The 19,664-nt window shown below is 72.0% G+C and carries 17 protein-coding genes; 7 read left to right on the forward strand and 10 right to left on the reverse strand.

Annotation, left to right across the window (positions count from 1 at the left end):
* Positions 1 to 96: 96 nt before the first annotated feature.
* Positions 97 to 735, forward strand: a complete 639-nt coding sequence (locus tag ACO2Q3_RS02900; protein WP_423304916.1) for a glutathione S-transferase family protein — start codon at positions 97 to 99, stop codon at positions 733 to 735.
* 19 nt (positions 736 to 754) lie between these two features.
* Here ACO2Q3_RS02900 and ACO2Q3_RS02905 read toward each other — a convergent pair whose 3' ends face one another.
* A complete protein-coding gene (locus tag ACO2Q3_RS02905) occupies positions 755 to 1,237 on the reverse strand; it encodes a hypothetical protein (protein WP_423304917.1) in 483 nt (160 codons plus the stop codon).
* Between the two features lie 294 nt (positions 1,238 to 1,531).
* Between ACO2Q3_RS02905 and ACO2Q3_RS02910 the strand changes: the two genes are divergently transcribed.
* On the forward strand, positions 1,532 to 2,575 hold the full coding sequence (locus ACO2Q3_RS02910; RefSeq protein WP_423304918.1) for a Cj0069 family protein: 1,044 nt from the start codon (positions 1,532 to 1,534) through the stop codon (positions 2,573 to 2,575).
* A gap of 39 nt (positions 2,576 to 2,614) precedes the next feature.
* Positions 2,615 to 3,313, forward strand: coding sequence for a superoxide dismutase (locus tag ACO2Q3_RS02915; protein WP_423304919.1), 699 nt, complete (start codon positions 2,615 to 2,617; stop codon positions 3,311 to 3,313).
* An 89-nt stretch (positions 3,314 to 3,402) separates the two neighbouring features.
* Here ACO2Q3_RS02915 and ACO2Q3_RS02920 read toward each other — a convergent pair whose 3' ends face one another.
* A complete protein-coding gene (locus ACO2Q3_RS02920; protein WP_423304920.1) occupies positions 3,403 to 4,254 on the reverse strand; it encodes a nitroreductase family protein in 852 nt (283 codons plus the stop codon).
* Between the two features lie 323 nt (positions 4,255 to 4,577).
* Here ACO2Q3_RS02920 and ACO2Q3_RS02925 point away from each other — a divergent pair, with 323 nt between their 5' ends.
* A complete protein-coding gene (locus tag ACO2Q3_RS02925) occupies positions 4,578 to 5,693 on the forward strand; it encodes an LLM class flavin-dependent oxidoreductase (RefSeq protein ID WP_423304921.1) in 1,116 nt (371 codons plus the stop codon).
* Between the two features lie 97 nt (positions 5,694 to 5,790).
* Here ACO2Q3_RS02925 and ACO2Q3_RS02930 read toward each other — a convergent pair whose 3' ends face one another.
* Positions 5,791 to 6,216 (reverse strand): hypothetical protein, encoded by a 426-nt coding sequence (locus ACO2Q3_RS02930; RefSeq protein WP_423304922.1) that lies wholly within the window; start codon positions 6,214 to 6,216, stop codon positions 5,791 to 5,793.
* Positions 6,217 to 6,355: 139 nt separating this feature from the next.
* Here ACO2Q3_RS02930 and ACO2Q3_RS02935 point away from each other — a divergent pair, with 139 nt between their 5' ends.
* Genes ACO2Q3_RS02935 through ACO2Q3_RS02945 form a run of 3 tightly spaced genes read left to right on the forward strand, consistent with a single transcriptional unit; the run spans position 6,356 to position 8,912 of the window.
* Positions 6,356 to 7,255, forward strand: coding sequence for a hypothetical protein (locus tag ACO2Q3_RS02935; protein WP_423304923.1), 900 nt, complete (start codon positions 6,356 to 6,358; stop codon positions 7,253 to 7,255).
* A 36-nt stretch (positions 7,256 to 7,291) separates the two neighbouring features.
* On the forward strand, positions 7,292 to 7,864 hold the full coding sequence (locus ACO2Q3_RS02940; protein WP_423304925.1) for a sigma-70 family RNA polymerase sigma factor: 573 nt from the start codon (positions 7,292 to 7,294) through the stop codon (positions 7,862 to 7,864).
* Positions 7,857 to 8,912 (forward strand): ankyrin repeat domain-containing protein, encoded by a 1,056-nt coding sequence (locus ACO2Q3_RS02945; protein ID WP_423304926.1) that lies wholly within the window; start codon positions 7,857 to 7,859, stop codon positions 8,910 to 8,912. The genes ACO2Q3_RS02940 and ACO2Q3_RS02945 overlap by 8 nt, the downstream gene beginning before the upstream one ends.
* A gap of 71 nt (positions 8,913 to 8,983) precedes the next feature.
* Here the strand turns inward: ACO2Q3_RS02945 and ACO2Q3_RS02950 are convergent, their stop codons facing one another.
* The 7 genes from ACO2Q3_RS02950 to lpxC form a co-directional block, all read right to left on the reverse strand.
* A complete protein-coding gene (locus ACO2Q3_RS02950) occupies positions 8,984 to 11,062 on the reverse strand; it encodes an ABC transporter permease (RefSeq protein ID WP_423304927.1) in 2,079 nt (692 codons plus the stop codon).
* A 4-nt stretch (positions 11,063 to 11,066) separates the two neighbouring features.
* A complete protein-coding gene (locus ACO2Q3_RS02955) occupies positions 11,067 to 12,209 on the reverse strand; it encodes an efflux RND transporter periplasmic adaptor subunit (protein WP_423304928.1) in 1,143 nt (380 codons plus the stop codon).
* A gap of 177 nt (positions 12,210 to 12,386) precedes the next feature.
* Positions 12,387 to 13,313: an alpha/beta hydrolase gene (locus ACO2Q3_RS02960; RefSeq protein WP_423304929.1), complete on the reverse strand. Its 927-nt coding sequence runs from the start codon at positions 13,311 to 13,313 to the stop codon at positions 12,387 to 12,389.
* 220 nt (positions 13,314 to 13,533) lie between these two features.
* The gene (ligA, locus tag ACO2Q3_RS02965) at positions 13,534 to 15,672 is read right to left on the reverse strand and encodes an NAD-dependent DNA ligase LigA (RefSeq protein WP_423304930.1); all 2,139 of its coding nucleotides are present in this window, start codon (positions 15,670 to 15,672) and stop codon (positions 13,534 to 13,536) included.
* A 79-nt stretch (positions 15,673 to 15,751) separates the two neighbouring features.
* Entirely contained in the window at positions 15,752 to 17,467 is a 1,716-nt protein-coding gene (gene recN / locus ACO2Q3_RS02970; RefSeq protein ID WP_423304931.1) for a DNA repair protein RecN, read from the reverse strand.
* 88 nt (positions 17,468 to 17,555) lie between these two features.
* Positions 17,556 to 18,500, reverse strand: coding sequence for an outer membrane protein assembly factor BamD (locus ACO2Q3_RS02975; RefSeq protein ID WP_423304932.1), 945 nt, complete (start codon positions 18,498 to 18,500; stop codon positions 17,556 to 17,558).
* A gap of 110 nt (positions 18,501 to 18,610) precedes the next feature.
* Entirely contained in the window at positions 18,611 to 19,513 is a 903-nt protein-coding gene (gene lpxC, locus ACO2Q3_RS02980; RefSeq protein WP_423304933.1) for a UDP-3-O-acyl-N-acetylglucosamine deacetylase, read from the reverse strand.
* Between the last annotated feature and the right edge of the window lie 151 nt (positions 19,514 to 19,664).

Below are 19,664 nucleotides of genomic sequence, written 5' to 3' on the forward strand. Positions count from 1 at the left end.
TCAGGCGCGCGCCCGGCCGCGAACTCTGAGATGATCGCCCAAATACCGGCGCCCGGCTGATCGCCAAGGCCCGGAGGCGGCCATGGGAGAGGCGCGATGGGCGAGCTGGTGCTGACGACCTACGACTGGGTTCCGGAGATGCCGCGCGGCTATGTGCGCGACCTGCGCATCCGCTGGGCGCTGGAGGAGGCCGCCCTGCCATACCGCGTGGCGACGACGCCGTTCCGCGAGCGCGGGCCCGAGCACGTGGCGCACCAGCCGTTCGCCCAGGTCCCCTGGCTGACCGACGGGGCCGTGTCGCTGTTCGAGAGCGGCGCGATCCTGCTACACTTGGCCGGGCGCACCGACGCCTTGCTGCCGGCCGGGGAATCCGCCCGCGCCGAGGCGCTGAGCTGGCTGTTCGCGGCGCTGAACTCCGTGGAGATGGCCAGCCTGCCCTGGTGGCTGCTGGGCATGGCCGAGGAGACCGCGCACGGGCCGGCCAAGGCCCGCTTCGACCAGTTCTTCACCAGCCGGCTGCAGCGTCTGGAGCCGGTGGTCGCGGCGCGCGAGTGGCTGGCCGGGCCGTTCTCGGCCGCCGACATCCTGATGGCCGACGTGCTGCGCCTGCCCGAGCGCGCCGGCGCGCTGAAGGACCACCCCGCCTGCCAGGCCTATCTGGCCCGCGCCACCGGCCGTCCCGCCTTCGCCAAGGCCCTGGCCGACCAGCTGGCGCACTTCGCCGCCGCGGACTGAGCGGGCGGCGCCGGGACGCTCAGCCGCCGGCGGCGGCCAGTTCCGCCCAGGTCGGCGCGCGCCCAGGGAAGGCCACCGCCTTGAACGGCCAGGCCTCGGCCAGCCAGCCGCGCAGGGTCTCGTAGAGCGGCCCGTCCAGCGCCGCCGCATGGCTGGCGCGGATCCAGCAGAAGGCCTCGGCGTCGTACCCGGCCAGCTCGGTGGGATCGATGTACAGGCAGCCCAGGCACAGGGTCTCGTCCAGGCTCATCACCGTGTAGGCGAACGAGCGGCGCTGCTGGAATTCCTTGTGATGCCAGCCGAGGTCGATCAGGTCCTGTTCGAAGGTCAGGCCGCGTGGCCAGCGGCCGGTGGGACTGAACACCCCCTGCAGGTGCGCCTCGCTGGTCATCACCGCATCGTAGTCCTTGACCACGTCGCTGATCCGCAGCTGCCGGATCCGGAAGTCCGCCGTCTCCAGAGCGGCGGGAATGACGAAGTCCTTGGGCACGAAGGGGGGCATGGGACGCCTGCGCGAAGATGGGGTTGCAGGCCGACGTTGCCCCATCCCGGCGGCGAACGCACGCGCGGTTGAGGGAGCCATGAGCTTTGCTCGCGAGCAGCAGCCCGCAGGAGCGGCCGGTCCCGATCTGGCGGGTGGCGTCTTTCGCGCGCAGCCGTCCTGGACGGCCTGTTCAAACCACCGCGTCGGGGCTAGACAGTGAGGGTCGGGCCTCAGCGGGCGCCCGGCCAAGACGGTTCGCCGTCCAAGACCCGCTCCTGTGAGTTCATCCGCGAGGTTGGACGGGAGCGAGACATGGCCATCAGCAGCAAGAGCAAGGTCGCCATTCTGTGGCGCGGTGACCGCCCTGCGCGCGACGCAGCGCGGGCCGAGTCCAGCCGGCTGAGTTCCATTTTTGAAGCCCTGGCGCATTGCGGGATCGGCGCCGAGCCGGCGGTCTGGTCGGAGGACCTGACCGATGAGGTTCGAAATCAGCTCCTGGCAATGGACGGCGTACTGGTGTGGGTTGATCCCATCTCCACAGCGACCGGCGCCAGGCGAAACGCCCTGGACGGCCTGTTGCGCGACGTGGCGCGCGCGGGCGTGTTCGTCAGCACTCATCCCGACATCGCCGCCAAGATGGGCGTCAAGGCTGTCCTCCACAGGACCCGCGACCTGGACTGGGGGTCTGACGTGGCGCTCTACGAGGATGAGCCGAGTTTCCGGGCGGCGTTTCCAGCCCGGCTGGCCACAGGCATACGCGTCCTGAAGCGCAACCGCGGCAACGGCGGGATCGGCGTCTGGAAGGTCGAAGGCCTGGATGGCGCGACCGTACGGGTCAAGGAGGCCAGGAGCGGCGGAGCGCCGCACGTCGTGCCGCTGGACACCTTCATGGCCGAGCGCCAGGCGGACTTCGAAGGCGGCGAACCCCTGGTCGACCAAGCGTTCCAACCGCGACACCTCGAAGGCATGGTTCGATGCTACGTGGCCGGAGACCGCGTGGCGGGTTTCGGCCATCAGTTCGTGCGGGCGCTGGCGGGGCCGGAGGATGGCCCGTCGTCGCCCAGGCTCTACTCGGCGGCCGACGATCCACGCTTCCAGCGGTTGCGGGCCCTGATGGAGAGCGACTGGATACCGGCCATGGCGAAGCGTCTCGCCATCCCCCCCGACACCCTGCCGGTGATCTGGGACGCCGACTTCCTGCTCGGTCCGAAAACCCCTGAGGGCGACGACAGCTACGTGCTCTGCGAGATCAACGTCAGCTCGGTGTTCCCTATCCCGGCGGAAGCCCCAGACGCCCTGGCGGAGACAACACGACTGCGCCTGGCGGCTCGCGCCGCGCGCAAGGCGGGCGCCTGACCCCGACCCCAATCCCCCAAGCAAGCCCGGAGACCTCCCATGTCAGAACCCCTGTTGGACCGCCGTCATCTCATGGCGAGCGCCACCCTGCTGGGCGCAGGCGCCCTGATCGCCGCGGGGTCGGCGCACGCGCAGCCACCTCCCGCGTTCGGCCCCACGCCCAAGGCCTTGCCGTTCGATCCAGGCAGCATCGCCGGACTGTCCGACAAGCTGTTGATCAGCCACCACGACAACAACTACCTCGGGGCGGTGAAGCGTCTCGGCGCGATCAGCGCCGAGTTCGCCGGCCTCGACCCAGCAACCGCACCTGGCTACCGGATCAACGGCCTCAAGCGGGAGGAACTGATCGCCTGGAATTCGATGATCCTCCACGAGGTCTACTTCGCCGGGCTGGGCGCCCCCTCGCAGCCGGGGCCAAAGCTGGCGGCCGCCCTCGAGCGTGACTTCGGCAGCGTGGACCGCTGGCGCGGCGAGTTTTCGGCGATGGGCAAAGCCCTCGGCGGCGGGTCCGGGTGGGTGCTGCTGACCTGGAGTCACCGTGACGGCCGCCTGGTCAACCAATGGGCGGCCGACCACACCATGGCGCTGGCGGGATCGACGCCGGTGCTGGCCCTGGACATGTATGAACACGCCTACGCCATCGACTACGGGGCCAAGGCCGCGGCCTACGTCGACGCCTTCATGAAGATCATCAACTGGAGTTCGGCTGACGCCGCCTTCGCCAAGGCGTCTGGCTGAGGCGGCTGACACTGATGCCGAGCCAGGTCCCAGGTGAAAGCCTTTTCCGATTGTGGCGCACCTGAGACTACCCCAACGCCGACGGCTGCCTACCGCAGCTCGAACCCGAGCCCGCCCAGCACTTCGCGCAGCACGTGGCGGCCGGCCATGGAGGCGGGGCCGGCGGTGCGGGTGAGGGCCTGGGTGGTCCAGTCCTGCTGGGGCATGGCCTGGCGTTGCTGGAAGGCGCGGATGCGGGGGTTGTAGGCCTCGACCGCAGCGGTCTGGGCGTCGGTCCAGGCGTAGGTCTCGTGGAACAGCACCGCGGCCTGCGGCAGGCGCGGCTTGACCTCCAGGCCGGCGTCGGGATCGGGCCAGCCGACGGCCATGCCGACCACGGCGACCACGTGCGGCGGCAGGTCCAGTTCGGCGGCGACCTCCGCCGGGCGGTTGCGGATCGCGCCGACATAGACCGCGCCCAGGCCCAGGGACTCGGCGGCCACGGTGGCGTTCTGGGCGGCGAGCGCGGTGTCGACGGCCCCCAGCAGGAAGCTCTCCACATAGTCCAGCGCCTCGACCGGGCGGTTCTGGGCCCGGCCTACGTAGCGCAGCCTGTGCTGGTCGAGCAGCCAGACCAGCAGCAGCGGGGCCTGGCGGATGAAGGCCTGGTCGCCGGCCAGTCTCGACAGCCGCGCCTTGCGTTCGGGGTCGGTGACGGCCAGCACGCTCCAGGTCTGCAGGTTGGACGAGCTGGGGGCCGACTGCGCGGCCGCCGCGAGGGTCTGGGGCACGCCGTCCGGCAGCGGCCGGTCGAGGAAGCGGCGCACCGAGCGGTGCGACAGGATCAGGTCCAGGGTCGGGTTCCAGGCCGGCGGCGTCCAGTCAAGCTGGGGCCCGTTCGGCGCCGTGGCGTCCGCCTCGCCCCCGCCCAGGCCGTAGCGGTCGGCGAGGCGGCGGGCCACGGGGGCGGCGTCTTTCGGCCCCCCGTCTTCTGCCCCCCCGTCTTCTGGCCCCCCGTCTTCTGGCGCAGCAGTCTCTGGCGCGATCCTGGCGTGGACGGTCATGCGGGGCTCCCTTGGCGATGCACGTCCCGCCTATCAACTAGATATGATATGGAGAAGACCGGTTTTGCTCACAGCTGCCTCAGGAATTCTCAGCCTTGGCGGCGCGCTGGATTTCAAATCCAATCTTGTTGATAGGATTTTGGAGCGATAGGAAGGCCCGGCGAGCGGCGGGGGCCGCGCTGCCGCTCAACCCGTTTCCTCCAGTCCAGCACAGGTTTGGCATGAGCAGCGATCCCGAAGTCCTCTGGTACATCCCCAACCAAATCCAGCCCGGCCACCGCGGCGACACCGTCGATGCGGCCCCGTCGAGCCTGGAGACCCTGACCAGTCACGCCCGGGCGCTGGAGGACAACGGCTGGAAGGGCGCGCTGATCGGTTCCGGCTGGGGCCGGCCGGACACCTTCACCGTGGCCGCGGCGCTCGCCGCGCGCACCACCACCTTCGAGCCGCTGATCGCCATCCGGCCCGGCTACTGGCGGCCGGCCAACTTCGCCTCGGCGGCGGCGACGCTGGACGAGCTGACCGGCGGGCGGGTGCGCATCAACATCGTCTCCGGCCAGGACAACCTGGCCGCCTATGGCGACGCCGAGGGCGACCAGGCCCAGCGCTATGACCGCACGCGCGAGTTCATGCGCCTGGTGCGGCGGCTGTGGACCGAGGAGGACGTGACCTTCGCCGGCGAGCATTTCCAGGTGGCCGGCTCGACGGTGCAGCCGCGCCTGACCCCGCGGGGCGAGCGGCGCCATCCGCGGCTCTATTTCGGCGGCGCCTCCGAGGCGGCCGAGCGCACCTCGGCCACCGAGTCCGACGTGCAGCTGTTCTGGGGCGAGCCGCTGGAGGACATCGCCGCGCGCATCGACCGGCTGAAGCGGCTGAGCCGCGACCTGGACCGCGACCTGCCGCCGCTGGAGTTCGGCCTGCGCATCACCACCGTGGTGCGCGACACTACCGAGGCGGCCTGGTCCTATGCCGAGGGCAAGGTCGAGGATATGGCCAAGGCCCGCGGCGAAGGCTGGCAGGATCACCGCCGCTGGGTGGCCGTGGGCCAGCAACGCCTGCTGGACCTGCAGGCGCGCGGCGACGTGCTGGACGACAACCTCTACACCGCCCCGGGCAAGTTCGGCGGCGGCGGCGCGGGCGCCACCTGGCTGGTCGGCTCGCCGCAGGACGTGGCCCGCTCGCTGAAGAAGTACCAGGACCTGGGCGTCACCCACTTCGTGCTGTCCGACACCCCCTACCTGCAGGAGATCGAGCGCCAGGGCCGCCAGCTGCTGCCGCTGCTGAAGACCCGCAGCCACACCGCCGAGCTGGAGGCGGCGCTGGTGCAGGCGGGGTAGGCGGATCCTCTTCCCCCGCCTCGGGTGGGGGAAGTGTCGCCAAAGCGAAGCGGGCGACGATGGGGGTGCGTGAGGGGTGAGGGCGCGGCGCGGCGCCCTACCCCGCGCCCTTGGCGGTCACCACCTGGTGGATCTCGGCGGTGAGGGTGTTGTTGACCTCGATCAGGCGATGGATCTCGTCCTGCATCTTCAGCAGGGCCTCGGCGTCCCTGTAAGTCTGCAGGGCCTGCTTGTCGGAGGCCGCGGCGGCCACCTTCTGGCCGACCATGATTACCGACAGCAGCACCAGCTGCAGGAAGGTCTGGGCGATCCAGGCGATCAGGGTGGCGACGCCGCCGCGGATCGCCTCGGGCAGGCTGACCAGGGCCAGGGCGGCGAAGGCGTAGGCGCACCACATGGTGCCGACGGCGTTGGTGATCAGCAGCGCCACCCGGCCGTTGAAGCCCATCCGCTCGTGCTTCGTCAGATGCGGCCCGATCGCCTCGCGTTCCTTCAGGCGCTGGTGCGCGGCGTGTTCGACCATGGCTGGGCTCCCCTCCGGATCGCCGCAGGCTAGCGCACTTTCGTGGCGCGGGGTGAAGCGGCGTCTAACCCCGTCCGCCCGCCCCCTGCGTACTCCTGCATGAACCGGCCCCACGGCGGGCCGAGCAATGGAGGCGCAGATGGCGACGACGGTGAGCCGCAGGACCCTGGCGGCGGCGATCCTGGGGGCGGTGGGCGTGGGGGCCGCGGCGGTGGCGGCGGGGACCTGCGCGCACGCCGACCCGGTGGACCTGCGGGTGGTCGACCGCGACAGCGGCCGGGTGCTGCCGCTGTGGCGCCATGACGGGCGGCTGTACGTCGCCGGACGGCCCGGCGCGCGCTATGGCCTGAGGGTGGTCAACCACACCGGCCGGCGGGTGCTGGTGGTGATGTCGGTGGACGGGGTCAACATCCTCAGCGGCGAGACCGCCGGCGCGGACCAGCGCGGCTATATCTTCGGACCCTACGAGCGCTACGACATCACCGGCTGGCGCAAGTCCGACACCGAGGTGGCGGCCTTCACCTTCGCGCCGCTGTCGCAATCCTACGCCGCGCGCACCGGACGGCCGGCCGACGTGGGGGTGATCGGCATCGCCGTCTTCAACGAGCGCCGCCGACCCCCGCCACCGCCACCGCCGCCGGTGGACGACGAGGCGGCGATCAGCGCGCGGCGGGCGCCGTTCGCGGCCAAGGCCCCGCCCCCGGCGCAGCCCGCGCCCGCGCCGCCCCCGTCCGCGGCCGGCAGCCGCGCCGCGCCGATGGCCCGCGCCGCGCCCGGGGGCGAGGTCTATGACGAGCCGCGCGACGAGCGGCTGGGCACCGGCCACGGGGCGCGGGAGTGGTCGGTGACCCACACCGAACCCTTCGAGTGCGAGACCGCCTGGCCGCAGTTCACGCGCCAGATCGAATACGACACCTATGCGAATCTGGCCGCACGGGGTGTCATACCGCGCCATGCCGAGCCGCCGCGCCATCCCCGGCCGTTCCCCCAGGACCCCGACGACGGCGGCTACGTGCCCGACCCGCCGGACGAGCCCTAGGCGCATGGGGCCGTCCTGCGACGCGGGTGGGCGCTGATGGCGGCGGAGTCGGACGACGACGCCGACCTGCTGCGCGCCCACGTCGCAGGCGATCCGCATGCCTTCGCGCGGCTGTACGACCGCTGGGACCAGCCATGCTTCCGCTTCATCCGCCGCCTGCTGGGGCCGGCCCAGGCCGACGCCGCCGAGGACCTGCACCAGGAAACCTGGATCGCGGTGTCGCGCGGGGCGGCGGGCTTCGACCCGGCGCGGGCCGGCTTCCGCACCTGGCTGTTCACCATCGCCCGGCGCAAGGTGCTGGACCATTTCCGGCGCCAGAAGGTTGTTCCCCTGGGCGTGGGCGACGACGATGCGGCGATGATGGTCCCCGACCCCGGCCCTTCCCCCGCCTGGCAGGTGGAGACGCGCGAGCTGGCGCAGAGCATCGTCGGCGCGGTGGACGCCCTGCCCCTGGAGCAGCGCGGCGCCCTGGTGATGTTCACGCAAGGGGGCCTGTCGCTGGAAGAGATCGCCCAGGCCACCGGGGTGGCCGTGGAGACCGCCAAGAGCCGGCTGCGCTACGCCCGCGCCCGGCTGCGCGCGGCCCTGAGCGGGGTGGCCCATGTCTGAGCGCCCGGAAGACGACATGCCCGATCCGGTCGACGACGCCTATGTGCGGGCCGAGGCGATGCTGAGCGACGACGCCGAGTCGCGCCAGGCCCGGGCCGAGCGGCGCGCGCGGGTGCTGGCGGCGGTGGCCGCCGCCGCGCCGGCGGAAACGCCGGCCGCGCCGCGGCCAAGGCGGACCGTCGGCCGCTGGGGCGGCTGGCTGGCGGCTGCCAGCGTCGTCGGCCTGAGCATCTTCATGGTGACGCAGATCTACCGGCCGCTGCCGCAACGCCGGGCGGACGTCGCCCCGGCCGAGACGGCGCCCGCCCTTGTCAAGCCGCGCGCCGCGCCGTCGCCCGCTGCAGCGACCGAAGCCGGCGGCAAGGTGAGCCTGACGCCCGCGACGCCGTCGCCTGTCGGAGCGCCGCCGGTGTCGCCCGCGGCCAAGGCGTTGCCGATCGCGCCGCCGGTCTCGCCACGACTGGCCCCGGCCCCGCCCGCCATGGAGCCCGCGCCGGTGATGGCGCCAAAGCCCCCGCCGCCGGCGCCCCCGCCTCCACCACCGCCACCGCCACCGCCCATGGCCGCCGCCGCACCGGCGCCGCCGGTCGCCCAGCCCGATCAGTCTCCGGCGGACACCCTGGTGGTGACGGCCGAGCGTCGCTCGAGCCGCCAGGAGAGATCGAGACCCACGTCCGGGGCCGATGCGCCGGCCGTCTCGAGCGGCTTCGCCCGCAACGAGGCGGCCGCTCCCGGCGGCGCGCTGGCGTCAGGGGCGGAGGCCTCACGGTCCGATCCCGCCGCCCGGCTGCGGGCCGCCGCCGCGGCCGGCGACCTGGCCGAGGCGCGCCGGCTGATTGCCGGCGGCGTCCGCATCGACGCCCCCGACGCCAAAGGAGAGACCGCCCTGATCGCCGCCGCCCGCGCCGACCATGCGGCGCTGGCCGCCCTGCTGGTGCGCCACGGCGCCAACCCCGACCGCCGCAACGCCGCGGGGGAAAGCGCGCGCAGCCTCGCCGCGCTGCTGGGCGATCCGGCGCTGAGCGAGGCCCTGGAATCGCGACGCTGAGGCGCCCGGGCGCGGCCGGCACGAGTCCGCCTCCCGCCCGGGACCGCCGGGCGAGCGCCGGGCCGGGCGGCTTATTCGTAACGCAGGGCGGTGATCGGATCGAGGCGGGCGGCCTTGCGGGCGGGGTAGTAGCCGAAGAAGCCGCCGACGCCGGCGGCGAACAGGAAGCCGCCCAGCACCGCCGCCGGCGAGACCGGGGCGGGCCAGCCGAACAGCAGCGACACCAGGGCCGAGACCACCACGCCCATGACGATCCCGGCCAGGCCGCCGCTGACCCCGAGGAACACCGCCTCGGCCAGGAACTGCAGCAGCACGTGCAGCCGCTGGGCGCCGATCGCCATGCGCAGGCCGATCTCGCGGGTGCGCTCGGTCACCGACACCAGCAGGATGTTCATGATGCCGATCCCCCCCACCAGGAGCGAGATTGAGGCCACCGCGGCCAGCAGCAGGGCCATGATCCGGCTGGATCCCTCGGCGGTCTCCGCGAACTGGCTGAGATTGCGCACGTCGAAGTCGTTCACGGCGCCCGGGCGGATGCGATGACGCCGCGCCAGGGTGGCCGTGACCTGTCGGATCGCCTCGGCCACCTGGGCCTGGCTGGCCGCCTGGACGAACAACTGGTTGGCGTAGCCGGTCAGCCGCGGCTGCAGGCCGTAGGGGTTGGGCGGCGCCTGGTAGGGCCAGTTCATCGCCGAGGTCGCCTGGCTGGGCGCGGCCACGCCCAGCACCTTGCGCTCGGCGGTGGTGAACGGCATCAGGATCAGGTCGTCCTGGTCCTGGCCGAATGACGATTGCCCCTTGGCCGCCAACACGCCGACCACCCGCAGCGACACGCTCTTGACCTGGATCGTCGCGCCGACCGGCGTCTCGGTGGGGCCGAACAGCTGCCGCGCCGGAGTCTGGCCGATCACCGCCACCGGCTCGGCCCGATCGACATCGTCGGCGGTCAGTTCGCGGCCCTCGGCGATCCGCCAGTTGGTGATCGGCGGATAGTTGGCGCTGACCCCCTGCAGGGTGGTCTGCCAGTTCCGGCCGGCGTACTGCGCCTGGCCCTGTTGGCGGATCAGATAGCCGACCTCGGCCACCGCCGGGTCCTCGCGCTGGATCGCCTTGGCGTCGGCCACGGTGAGGGTGCTGGCGCTGCCGAAGCCGCCGCGCACGCCGCCGGTCCGCGCCGCGCCGGGCAGCACGACCAGCAGGTTCGAGCCCAGGCCCTCGATCTGCTTTCGCACCGCCTGGTTGGCGCCCTGGCCCACGGCCACCATCACGATCAACGCGGCGACGCCGATGAACACCCCCAGCATGGTCAGGATCGAGCGCATGCGGTTGCGGAAGATCGCCTGCGCCGCCGCCGCCACGATCATCGCCGCGAAGCCCAGCATGTCGCCGTCCTCGGCGGGGGGCGACGGCGGTTCGACCGGCAAAGCGGCCTCGGGTCGCGGCGCGGCGGCGGGCTTGCGCTCGTCGGAGACGATCTGGCCATCGCGCATGGTCACCACGCGGTCGGCATAGGTGGCGATGTCCGGCTCGTGGGTCACCACCACCACCGTCACCCCCTCGCGCCGGTTGAGATCGGTGAGGGTCTGCATGATTTCGTGCGAGGTGCGGGTGTCGAGGTTGCCCGTGGGCTCGTCGGCCAGCAGCAGGCGCGGCCGATTGATCAGGGCGCGGGCGATGGCGACCCGCTGCTGCTGCCCGCCGGAGAGCTGGCCGGGACTGTTGCGCTCGCGATCCGCCAGGCCCATCCGCGCCAGCATCTCGCGGGCGCGGGCCAGGCGCTCGGCGCGCGAGACCGGGCCCGAGGCGGCGTAATAGAGCGGCAGGGCGACGTTCTCCAGCGCGCTGGTGCGCGGCAGAAGGTTGAAGCTCTGGAACACGAAGCCCAGTCGCTCGCCGCGGATCCTGGCCAGCGCCACCTCACCGAGGCCGGCCACGTCGACGCCTTCGAACAGGAACCGCCCGGCGCTCGGCCGGTCGAGGCAGCCGAGGATGTTCATCAGCGTCGACTTGCCCGACCCGGAGGCGCCCATGATGGCGACGAATTCGCCGGCCTCGATGGTCAGGTCGACGCTGCGCAGGGCCTGCACCTCCACATCGCCGAGCACGAAGGCGCGGCTCAGCCCCTCGATCCGGATCACCGGCTCGGCCATGGACTCAGAGCCTGGGCTGCGGCGCGGCCGCCGTGCGCCGCGTCCCGCCGCCCGTCGCGGCGCCCTCGCCGACGATCACCGCATCGCCCGCCTTCAGTCCGCCGCCGGAAATCTCGGTGAAGGCGTCGTCGGCCAGACCCGTCCTCACCGCCACCGCCACCGGCCGGCCGTCCCGCAGCACCCAGACCCGGGGCCCGCCGCCCGCCGCGGCGGCCGCGGTCTTCGGGGCGTATCGCAGCGCGGCGTTGGGCGCGCGCAGCACGCCCTCGCGCTCGGCCGAGACCATCTGCGCGGCCGCCGTCATGCCCGGCATCAGCGCCAGGTCGCGGTTGCCGACGGTGATCACCACGTCATAGGTCACCACGTTCTGCACCGTCTGAGGCGACTGGCGGATCTGGCTGACCACCCCGTGGAACACGCGCTGCGGCCAGCCATCGACCGTGAAGCTGGCCCTGGCCCCGACCTTCAGCCCGGTGACGTCGCTCTCGCTGGTGTTGGTGTCGACCTGCATGCGGGTCAGGTCGGTGGCGATCAGGAACAGGGTCGGGGTCTGGAAGCTGGCGGCCACGGTCTGGCCCTGGGTGACGTTGCGCGACACCACCGTGCCGCTCACCGGCGAGACGATGCTGGTGTAGCCGAGGTTCAGCTTCGCCCCGCGCACCAGGGCCTGATCCAGCCGCACGGTCGCGGCGTCCTGCTGCACCTGCCGGGCCTGGTCCTCGGCGAGCTGGCGGGCGATGGAGTCCTGGGCCAGCAGGGTCTGGTACCGGGCGAGGTTGGCGCGGTCCTTGGCGGCGATCGCCTGGTCGCGGGCCAGCTGGGCGCTGTACTGGTCGAAGGTCGCCTGGAACGGCCGCGGATCGATGCGGGCGCACACCTGCCCGGCGCGCACGCGGGTGTTGTAGTCGCACGACAGCGACTTCACGACGCCGGAGACATAGCTGCCGACCACGGTGGTGACTTCCGGATTGACCGTGCCGGTGGCGCTGACCGTGCGCACCACGTCACCGGTCGCCAGCGGACGGGTGAGATAGCGCACCGGCGGCGGCCGCGTGGCCGCGAACCAGGCGGCGCCCGCTCCGGCCAGGACCACGGCCGTCGCGCCCAGGATGACGAGGCCGCGGCGGCGGCGGGGAACAGGGACCATGGCAAGCGTCCGGCGAGGGTCAGGCGGCGGCCCGGGAGCCGACGCCTCACCTCAGCACAGGTCGCACCTGCCGCCCTTGCGCCGGATCAATCGGCGTCACCCGGCGGGTGGCTCCGCTCCGCCACCGATCATCGCCAGCCATTCATCGTCCTCGCCGGCTCCAGGCGAACGGCGGCGTCAGCGTCGCTCGCGCCGGACGTCTTCGACCACCCGGGTGATGGCGTCGACCACCGCCTGAGGTCTGGACAGCTGGATGAAGTGGGTCGAACCCGGGACGATGCGGGACACGCCGCGGGTCGAGAGGGCGGCGATACGGTCGTGACCGGCCCGCCAGTCGCCCAGGAACTGCCGCCGCAACGCCTCGTCCATCCAGGCGCCCATGGGCGTGAACTCCGACGTCAGCACCACCAGGGGCATGTCGCCCAGCGGGCGAGCGACCCTCTGAGACTCCTGGGTGTCCTCGCTAAGTCCCTGGTCGGCGATGAAGTAGTTGCGCGACTGGTTGTATTCCGCCTCGTACCAGTAGGGGTGCTCGACGATGTAGCTGAGGTAGGCCGCCTCCGCCGGCGACTTGGCCGGGCGGTAGCGGATGCAGCCGTGCTCTTCGCCGATGTGCTGACGCCCCTGCCGGGCCAGGTCGGCGCACTCCAGCAGGTGCGCCTCGGCCGGGCGAATGTTGCGCAGCCAAGTGTCCTTCTGCGCCTGGTCGCGCGGCTGCACCTGGCCGCCGAAGCCGGGGTCGACCAGCACGAGACCGGCGACCGCGCCCGGGAATCGCTGCGCATAGATGGTCCCATAGAAGCCGCCGATCGAGTGGCCGACGATCACGATCGGCCCCTCCACGTGGAGGGCGGCCAGGATCGCGCGAGTGTCGTCGGTCACGGTGACGGCCGTGATCTGGCCCGGCGGCGGGTCGCTGTAGCCGAAGCCGGCGCGGTCGTAGAAACATGTGCGGGTCAGGGCGGTGATCGCCGGCTGCACCTGCTGCCAATTCAGGATCGAGGCCTCACCGCCCTGTTCGAACAGCACGGTGGGGCTGCCGCGGCCGATGCAGGCCGCGTGGATTCGCCGGCCGTCGGCAAGGGTGACGAAGGTGCGCTGCATGAGCCGCGGATCGGAGAGTGGCGGCCCCGGGGGCGCAGGGATGAGGTCATCCGGATCCGGCGGAGGGTCTGCGGCAAATACCGTCCCCGCGGAGAACAGGCAGACAAGCGCCAGGGCGAGCCGGCGACATGCACGCTTCACCGCAAACGCCTGCCGCATGCGCCCTCCGCAATCCCGCATGGCGTGAGATTGTCGAACGTGCGCGCGCTGGGCAAGCCGCTCAGCCGTCGGCCTGGCCGTCCGTCGTCACCCCGATCATCGCCAGCCACTCGTCTTCGGTCATCACCTGGACGCCCAGCTCGGTGGCGGTCTTCAGCTTGGAGCCGGCGCCGGGGCCGGCGACCACGATGTCGGTCTTCTTCGACACCGACGAGGCCACCTTGGCTCCCAGCCCCTCCGCCTGGGCCTTGGCTTCGTCGCGGGTCATCCGTTCAAGCGAACCGGTGAACACCACGGTCTTGCCCGCCACGGCGGTGTCCGTCTTCGGCCGGGCGACCGGCTGAATGTCCAGCTGGGCGACCAGGTCGTTCACCAGGCCGAGGTTGTGCTCCTCCGAGAAATAGGCCGCCACCGCCTCGATTACCGCCTCGCCGATCTGGTCGAGGGCGTCCAGCTCGTGGATCGCCTCCGCGTCGCCGGCCGCCACCTTGTGCATCGCTTCCAGGAAGGCGTCCTTGTCCCCGTAGCCGCGCGCCAGGACCACCGCCGTGGTCTCGCCGACATGGCGGATGCCCAGCGCGTTGATGAACCGGTCCAGCGGGATACGGCGGCGCGCCTCGATACTGGCCACGAGGTTGCGCACCGAGGTCTCGCCGTAGCCGTCGCGCTCGCGCAGAGCCGCCAGCACGCTCTCGTTGCGGGCCAGGCGGAAGATGTCGCCAGGCGCCTTGATCAGACCCTCGTCGAAGAACGTCTGCAGCTGCTTGATCCCGAGGCCCTCGATATCGAACGCCCGGCGGCTGCAGAAATGGATCAGGTGCTCGATGCGCTGGAACGGACAGGCGAACTCGCCGGTGCAGCGCCGCACCACGCCGTAGATCGGGTTGCCCTCGGCGTCCTCCCCCTGGACGTCGCGCGCCAGGGGCGTGTGCAGCGGGCACGGGCAGTGGGTGGGATAGTCGAACGGGACGGCGTCCGCCGGCCGCGCCTCCAGCACCACGCCCACGACCTGCGGAATCACGTCGCCGGCGCGCTGCAGGATCACCGTGTCGCCGACCCGGATGTCCTTGCGGGCGATCTCGTCGGCATTGTGCAGCGTCGCGTTGACCACGGTGACCCCGCCCACCAGCACGGGCGCAAGCCGGGCGACGGGGGTCACCGCCCCGGTGCGGCCGACCTGGATGTCGATCGCCTCAAGCCGGGTGCGCGCCTGTTCGGCGGGGAACTTGCGGGCGATGGCCCAGCGCGGCGAGCGGGAGACGAAGCCCAGGCGCTGCTGCCAGTCCAGGCGGTCGACCTTGTAGACCACGCCGTCGATGTCGAAGCCGAGCGTCGGGCGGATCTGCGCCATGCGGGCATAGGCTTCCAGCAGCCCCTGGGCGCCCGCCACGGTGCGGGTCTCGGCGGTGGTCCGGAAGCCCCAGTCGGCCAGCTTCGCCAGCGCCTCGGTCTGGGTCTCTGCGAACGGGGCGCTGAGTTCGCCCCAGGCATAGGCGAAGAACCGCAGCGAGCGCTGGGCGGTGATCTGGGGGTCGATCTGGCGCAGCGAGCCGGACGCGGAGTTGCGGGCGTTGACGTAGGTCTTCTGCCCCGCCGCCTCGGCCGCCGCGTTCAGGGCGGCGAAGTCCTCGTGCCGGAAGTACACCTCGCCGCGGATCTCGATCAGGTCGGGCCAGCCGGAGCCCGCGAGCCGATGCGGAATCTCCTTGATGGTCTTCAGGTTGGCGGTGACGTCCTCGCCCACCCGGCCGTCGCCCCGCGTGGCGCCGCGCACCAGAACGCCACGCTCGTAGCGCAGCGACGCCGACAGGCCGTCGATCTTGGGTTCGGCCGTATAGCGGACCTCTTCCTCCAGGCGCAGGAAGCGGCGGATGCGGGCGTCGAACTCCAGGGCGTCCTCGTCCGAGAAGGCGTTGTCCAGCGACAGCATCGGCACGCCGTGCTCGACCGGCGCGAACTGCGAGGCGCGGGCGGCGCCCACCCGCAGCGACGGCGAGTTGTCGCGCACCAGGTGCGGGAAGCGCGCCTCGATGGCGGCGTTGCGCACCTTCAGCGCGTCGTACGCCTCGTCGCTGATCGAGGGGGTCTGGTCCTGGTAGTAGCGGATGTCGTGGGCCGACATCTCGTCGGCGAGGGCGGTCAGTTCGTCCAGCGCCTCGGCTTCGGTGAGGGCGTCGACGGGTTTCAGCGGCTCAGGCATGGACGAGCTTTAGCGCGCTCCGGGGCGGGCGCGAAGATGCTCGTGTCATCAGACGCAAGGGGCGCGAAGCGGCGGGTGGTCAGGCGCCCATCAGCGCCCTGGCGGCGGCCCGCGCGGCGTCGGTGATCTCGGCCCCCGACAGCATGCGCGCGATCTCCTCCTCGCGCGCGCCGGCCGACAGCACCGCGATTCCGGTGCGCAGGGCCTCGCCCTCCCCGGCCTTGGACACCCGCCAGTGGGCGTCGCCGCGGGCGGCCACCTGCGGACTGTGGGTGACCACCAGCACCTGGGCCTCGGCGGCCAGCCGCCGCAGGCGCAGGCCGACGGCGTCGGCCACCGCGCCGCCGACCCCCTGGTCCACCTCGTCGAAGATCATCAGCGGCTGTTCGCCCACCGCCCGGCCGGCCCCGCGCGAGGCAAGCGAGGCCTTGAGCGCCAAGGCGAAGCGGGCGAGTTCGCCGCCGGAGGCGATGGCGCCCAGGCCCGCGAACGGCGCGCCCGGCACGGTGGCGATCTCGAACTCCACACGGTCGGCGCCGGCCGGGCCGCAGCGATCCTCGGCCAGCGGTTCGACAGCCACCCGGAAGCGCGCCTTGTCCAGTTTCAGCGGCGGCAGTTCGGCCTGCACCGCCTCGGCCAGCCGGTCGCCGGCGGCGCGGCGCGCGGCGGTCAGGGCGGCGGCGGCGGCGTGATAGGCCGCGCGGCCGGCCGCCTCCTCGCGCTCGGCGGCGGCCAGGGATTCGCCCACCGACTCGATCGCCAGCAGGCGGGCGGCGAATCCGGCCCGGGTGGCGGACAGATCCTCGACCGCGACGCCCAGCTTGCGGGCCATGCCGCGCAGGGCGAACAGGCGCTCCTCGGCCTTCTCCAACTCGTCCGGCTCGAAGTCGAAGGCAGCGGCGGCGGCGTCGATGGCGCCGACGGCCTCGGTCGCCTCGATCAGGGCGCGGTCCACCGCCTCGGCGGCGTCGGCGATCAGCTTGCCCGCCCCATGATCGGGGCTGGCGCCCGCCTGGATAGTGCGTTCGCGAGCCCTTTCCAGGGCGCGGAAGGCCTGCGCCAGGCGGCTGGTGACCGCCTCGCCGCCCATGTGGTCGCGGGCGGCGGCGATCTCGCCCAGCGCCTTTTCCGCCGCGCCCAGCAGCGCGCGCTGCTCGGCCAGCGCCGTCTCCTCGCCGGGCTTCGGGTCCAGCCGGTCGAGTTCGGTCAGGCGCAGGGTCAGTTCCTCGGTCTCCGCCGCCGCACGGTCCTGGTCGGCGCGCAGGGTCGCGGCCCGTTCGCGCGCGGCGCGCCAGGCGCTCCAGGTCTCGGCGGCGGCGGCGAGTTCGGGCGCCACGGCGCCGAAGGCGTCCAGCAGCGGCCGGTGCGTGCGCGCGTCCAGCAGACCCACGGTCTCGTGCTGGCCATGCACCTCCACCAGCAGCGCGCCGAGCTCACGCAGCACCGCCACGCTGGTGGCCTGGTCGTTGACGAAGGCGCGCGAGCGTCCGTCGGCCGACAGGGTGCGGCGCAGGATCAGGTCCTCGTCGCGATGGTACTCCAGCCCTTTCTCGTCGAGGGCGGCGAACACGGCGTGGTCCGCCGGCAGGGCGAAGATGGCGGTGACGACCGCCTGGGCGGCGCCGCGCCGGACCAGGCCGGCGTCCGCGCGCGCCCCCAGCGCCAGGCCGAGGGCGTCGAGGATGATCGACTTGCCGGCCCCGGTCTCGCCGGTGAGCGCAGTCAGGCCAGGCCCGAACGCGAGGTCCAGGCTCTCGATCAGCACCACGTCGCGGACACCGAGGCCGATCAGCATGGCCGGTTACTCAACAGGCTCCCGTCGTGCGGGCGGCGAGTCGCCCGTTCACGAAACGTGCCGCAGGATCGCCGAAAATCGCGGCCGCTTAAAGCCCGAGAACGCCGTGCATGAAATCGCCCTTCTTGGCCGCCTTGTTGGCCGGCTGCCCGGGGGCTGTCGTAGCCGGCGGCATCAGGGTGTCGTCCTTGTGCTTGCCGAACCGGGGCAGCAGCCGCGGCAGGGGCGAAGCCGCGGCCGCCGGAACGACGGCCGGACGCAGGCCCTTGGAGTTCAACAGGTTGAAGGCGTCGCGGTACCAGATGTCGCCCGGATAGTTGTAGCCGAGCACGGCGCCGTTGCGCACCGCCTCGTCGCGCAGCCCGACGGTCAGATACGCCTCCACCAGGCGGTAGAGGGCTTCGGGGGTGTGCGAGGTGGTCTGGTAGCGGTCGACCACCGTGCGGAAGCGGCCGATGGCGGCGATGGTGTCGCCGCTGCGCAGGTAGTAGCGGCCGATGGTCATTTCCTTGCCGGCCAGCTGGTCGGCGACCATGTCCATCTTCAGCCGCGCGTCGGCGGCGTACTCGCTGTCGGGATAGCGCTTGATCACCTCGCGCAGCGCCGCCTGGGCGTTCTCGGTGAAGCCCTGGTCGCGGCCGACGTCGACGATCTGCTCGAAGTAGCAGATGGACTTCAGATAGTAGGCGTAGACCGTCGACGGATTGCCCGGATAGAGCGAGATGAACCGCTCGGAATCGGCGATCGCCTCGGCGTAGTTGTTGGCCTGGTAGTGGGCATAGGCGGTCATCAGGATCGCCCGGCGCGACCACTCCGAATACGGGTGCTGACGTTCGACCTCGCGGAAATAGTCGGCCGCCTCGCTCCAGCGGTGCTTGTCCAGCCGGTCGGCGCCGACGTTGTAGAGCACCTCCACCGGGCGCTCCTCGTAGGCCAGGGTCGCGTGCTTCTTCTTGCTGGCGCAGCCGGTCACGGCCAGGGCGGCGACAAGGGTCAGCAGGACGGCCGGACGACCCCAGGATCTGGAAAGCACGAAAGATCACCTCGAATGTCAAAGCGCGCCCCAGCGCCCGGGAGGTTCTACACTGTCCGCCGGGCGGCGCAAACGCCGCGACGGGCGTCCCGCCGCCGCAGGCGCCAGGGTCAGCCGGCCTCGGCCAGTTCGGTGGGCAGGGTGATCAGCCGCCAGGCCTGCGGCCGCGCCAGCAGCGCCCGGACCACGGCGTTGTTCAGCCCATGGCCGGCGTAGACGCCCTCGTAGCGGCCGAACAGCGGCGCGCCGAGCAGATACAGGTCGCCGACCGCGTCCAGCGCCTTGTGCCGCACGAATTCGTCGGGACGGCGCAACCCCTCGGGGTTCATCACCGTGTCGCCGTCGATCACCACCACATTGTCCAGCGAACCGCCGCGGGCGAAGCCAGCGGCCTGCAGCTGCTCGACCTCGTGGAAGAAGCCGAAGGTCCGGCAGTCGGCCAGTTCCCGGCGGAACACCGACTCGTCCAGCGCCAGGTCCACCTGCTGGCGGCCGATCGCGGGACTGTCGAACAGGATTTCGAACGCCATCTCGAATCGGTCGCACGGCGACAGCGTCACCCGCTTGTCGTCCTCGACCACCTCGACAGGCTCAAGCACCTCCAGGTAGCGGCGCGCGGCGGCCTGCGGGCGGCGACCGGCGCGGTCGAGCGCCTCGATGAAGGGTTGCGAGGAGCCGTCCATGATCGGCACTTCCGGGCCGTCCAGCGCCACCACCGCGTTGTCGATGCCCAGCGCCGACAGCGCCGCCATGAGGTGCTCCACCGTGGAGACGGTCACCCCGGCGGCGTTGCTGATCACGGTGCCCAGCTGGGTGCGGCAGACGGCCTCGCCGCGGGCCGGCACCAGGGCGTCCCGGTCATCGATGTCGGTGCGCAGGAAGGCGATGCCGCTGTCGGCTTCCGCCGGGCGCACCTCCACCGAAACCATCAGGCCGGTGTGGATGCCCACGCCACGGAACTGGGCCGGGGCGGTCAGGGTGTGCTGCCGATCGGGAGCAAGGCGAGGCGACAAGCGGTCAGACTCCACAACGGCGGCGGCCAGGCCGCCAGTCGCCCCTGACGTGCGGTCTAGGGTGCGCCCCGAAGGCCCTCAAAACAACTCCGGTTTCGGATTGTTTCCCAAAACCTGTTGAATTCATTGGAAAATACAAGCACCCCAAAAG

The organism is Caulobacter sp. KR2-114 (assembly GCF_049446115.1).
Classification (GTDB): Bacteria; Pseudomonadota; Alphaproteobacteria; order Caulobacterales; family Caulobacteraceae; genus Acaudatibacter.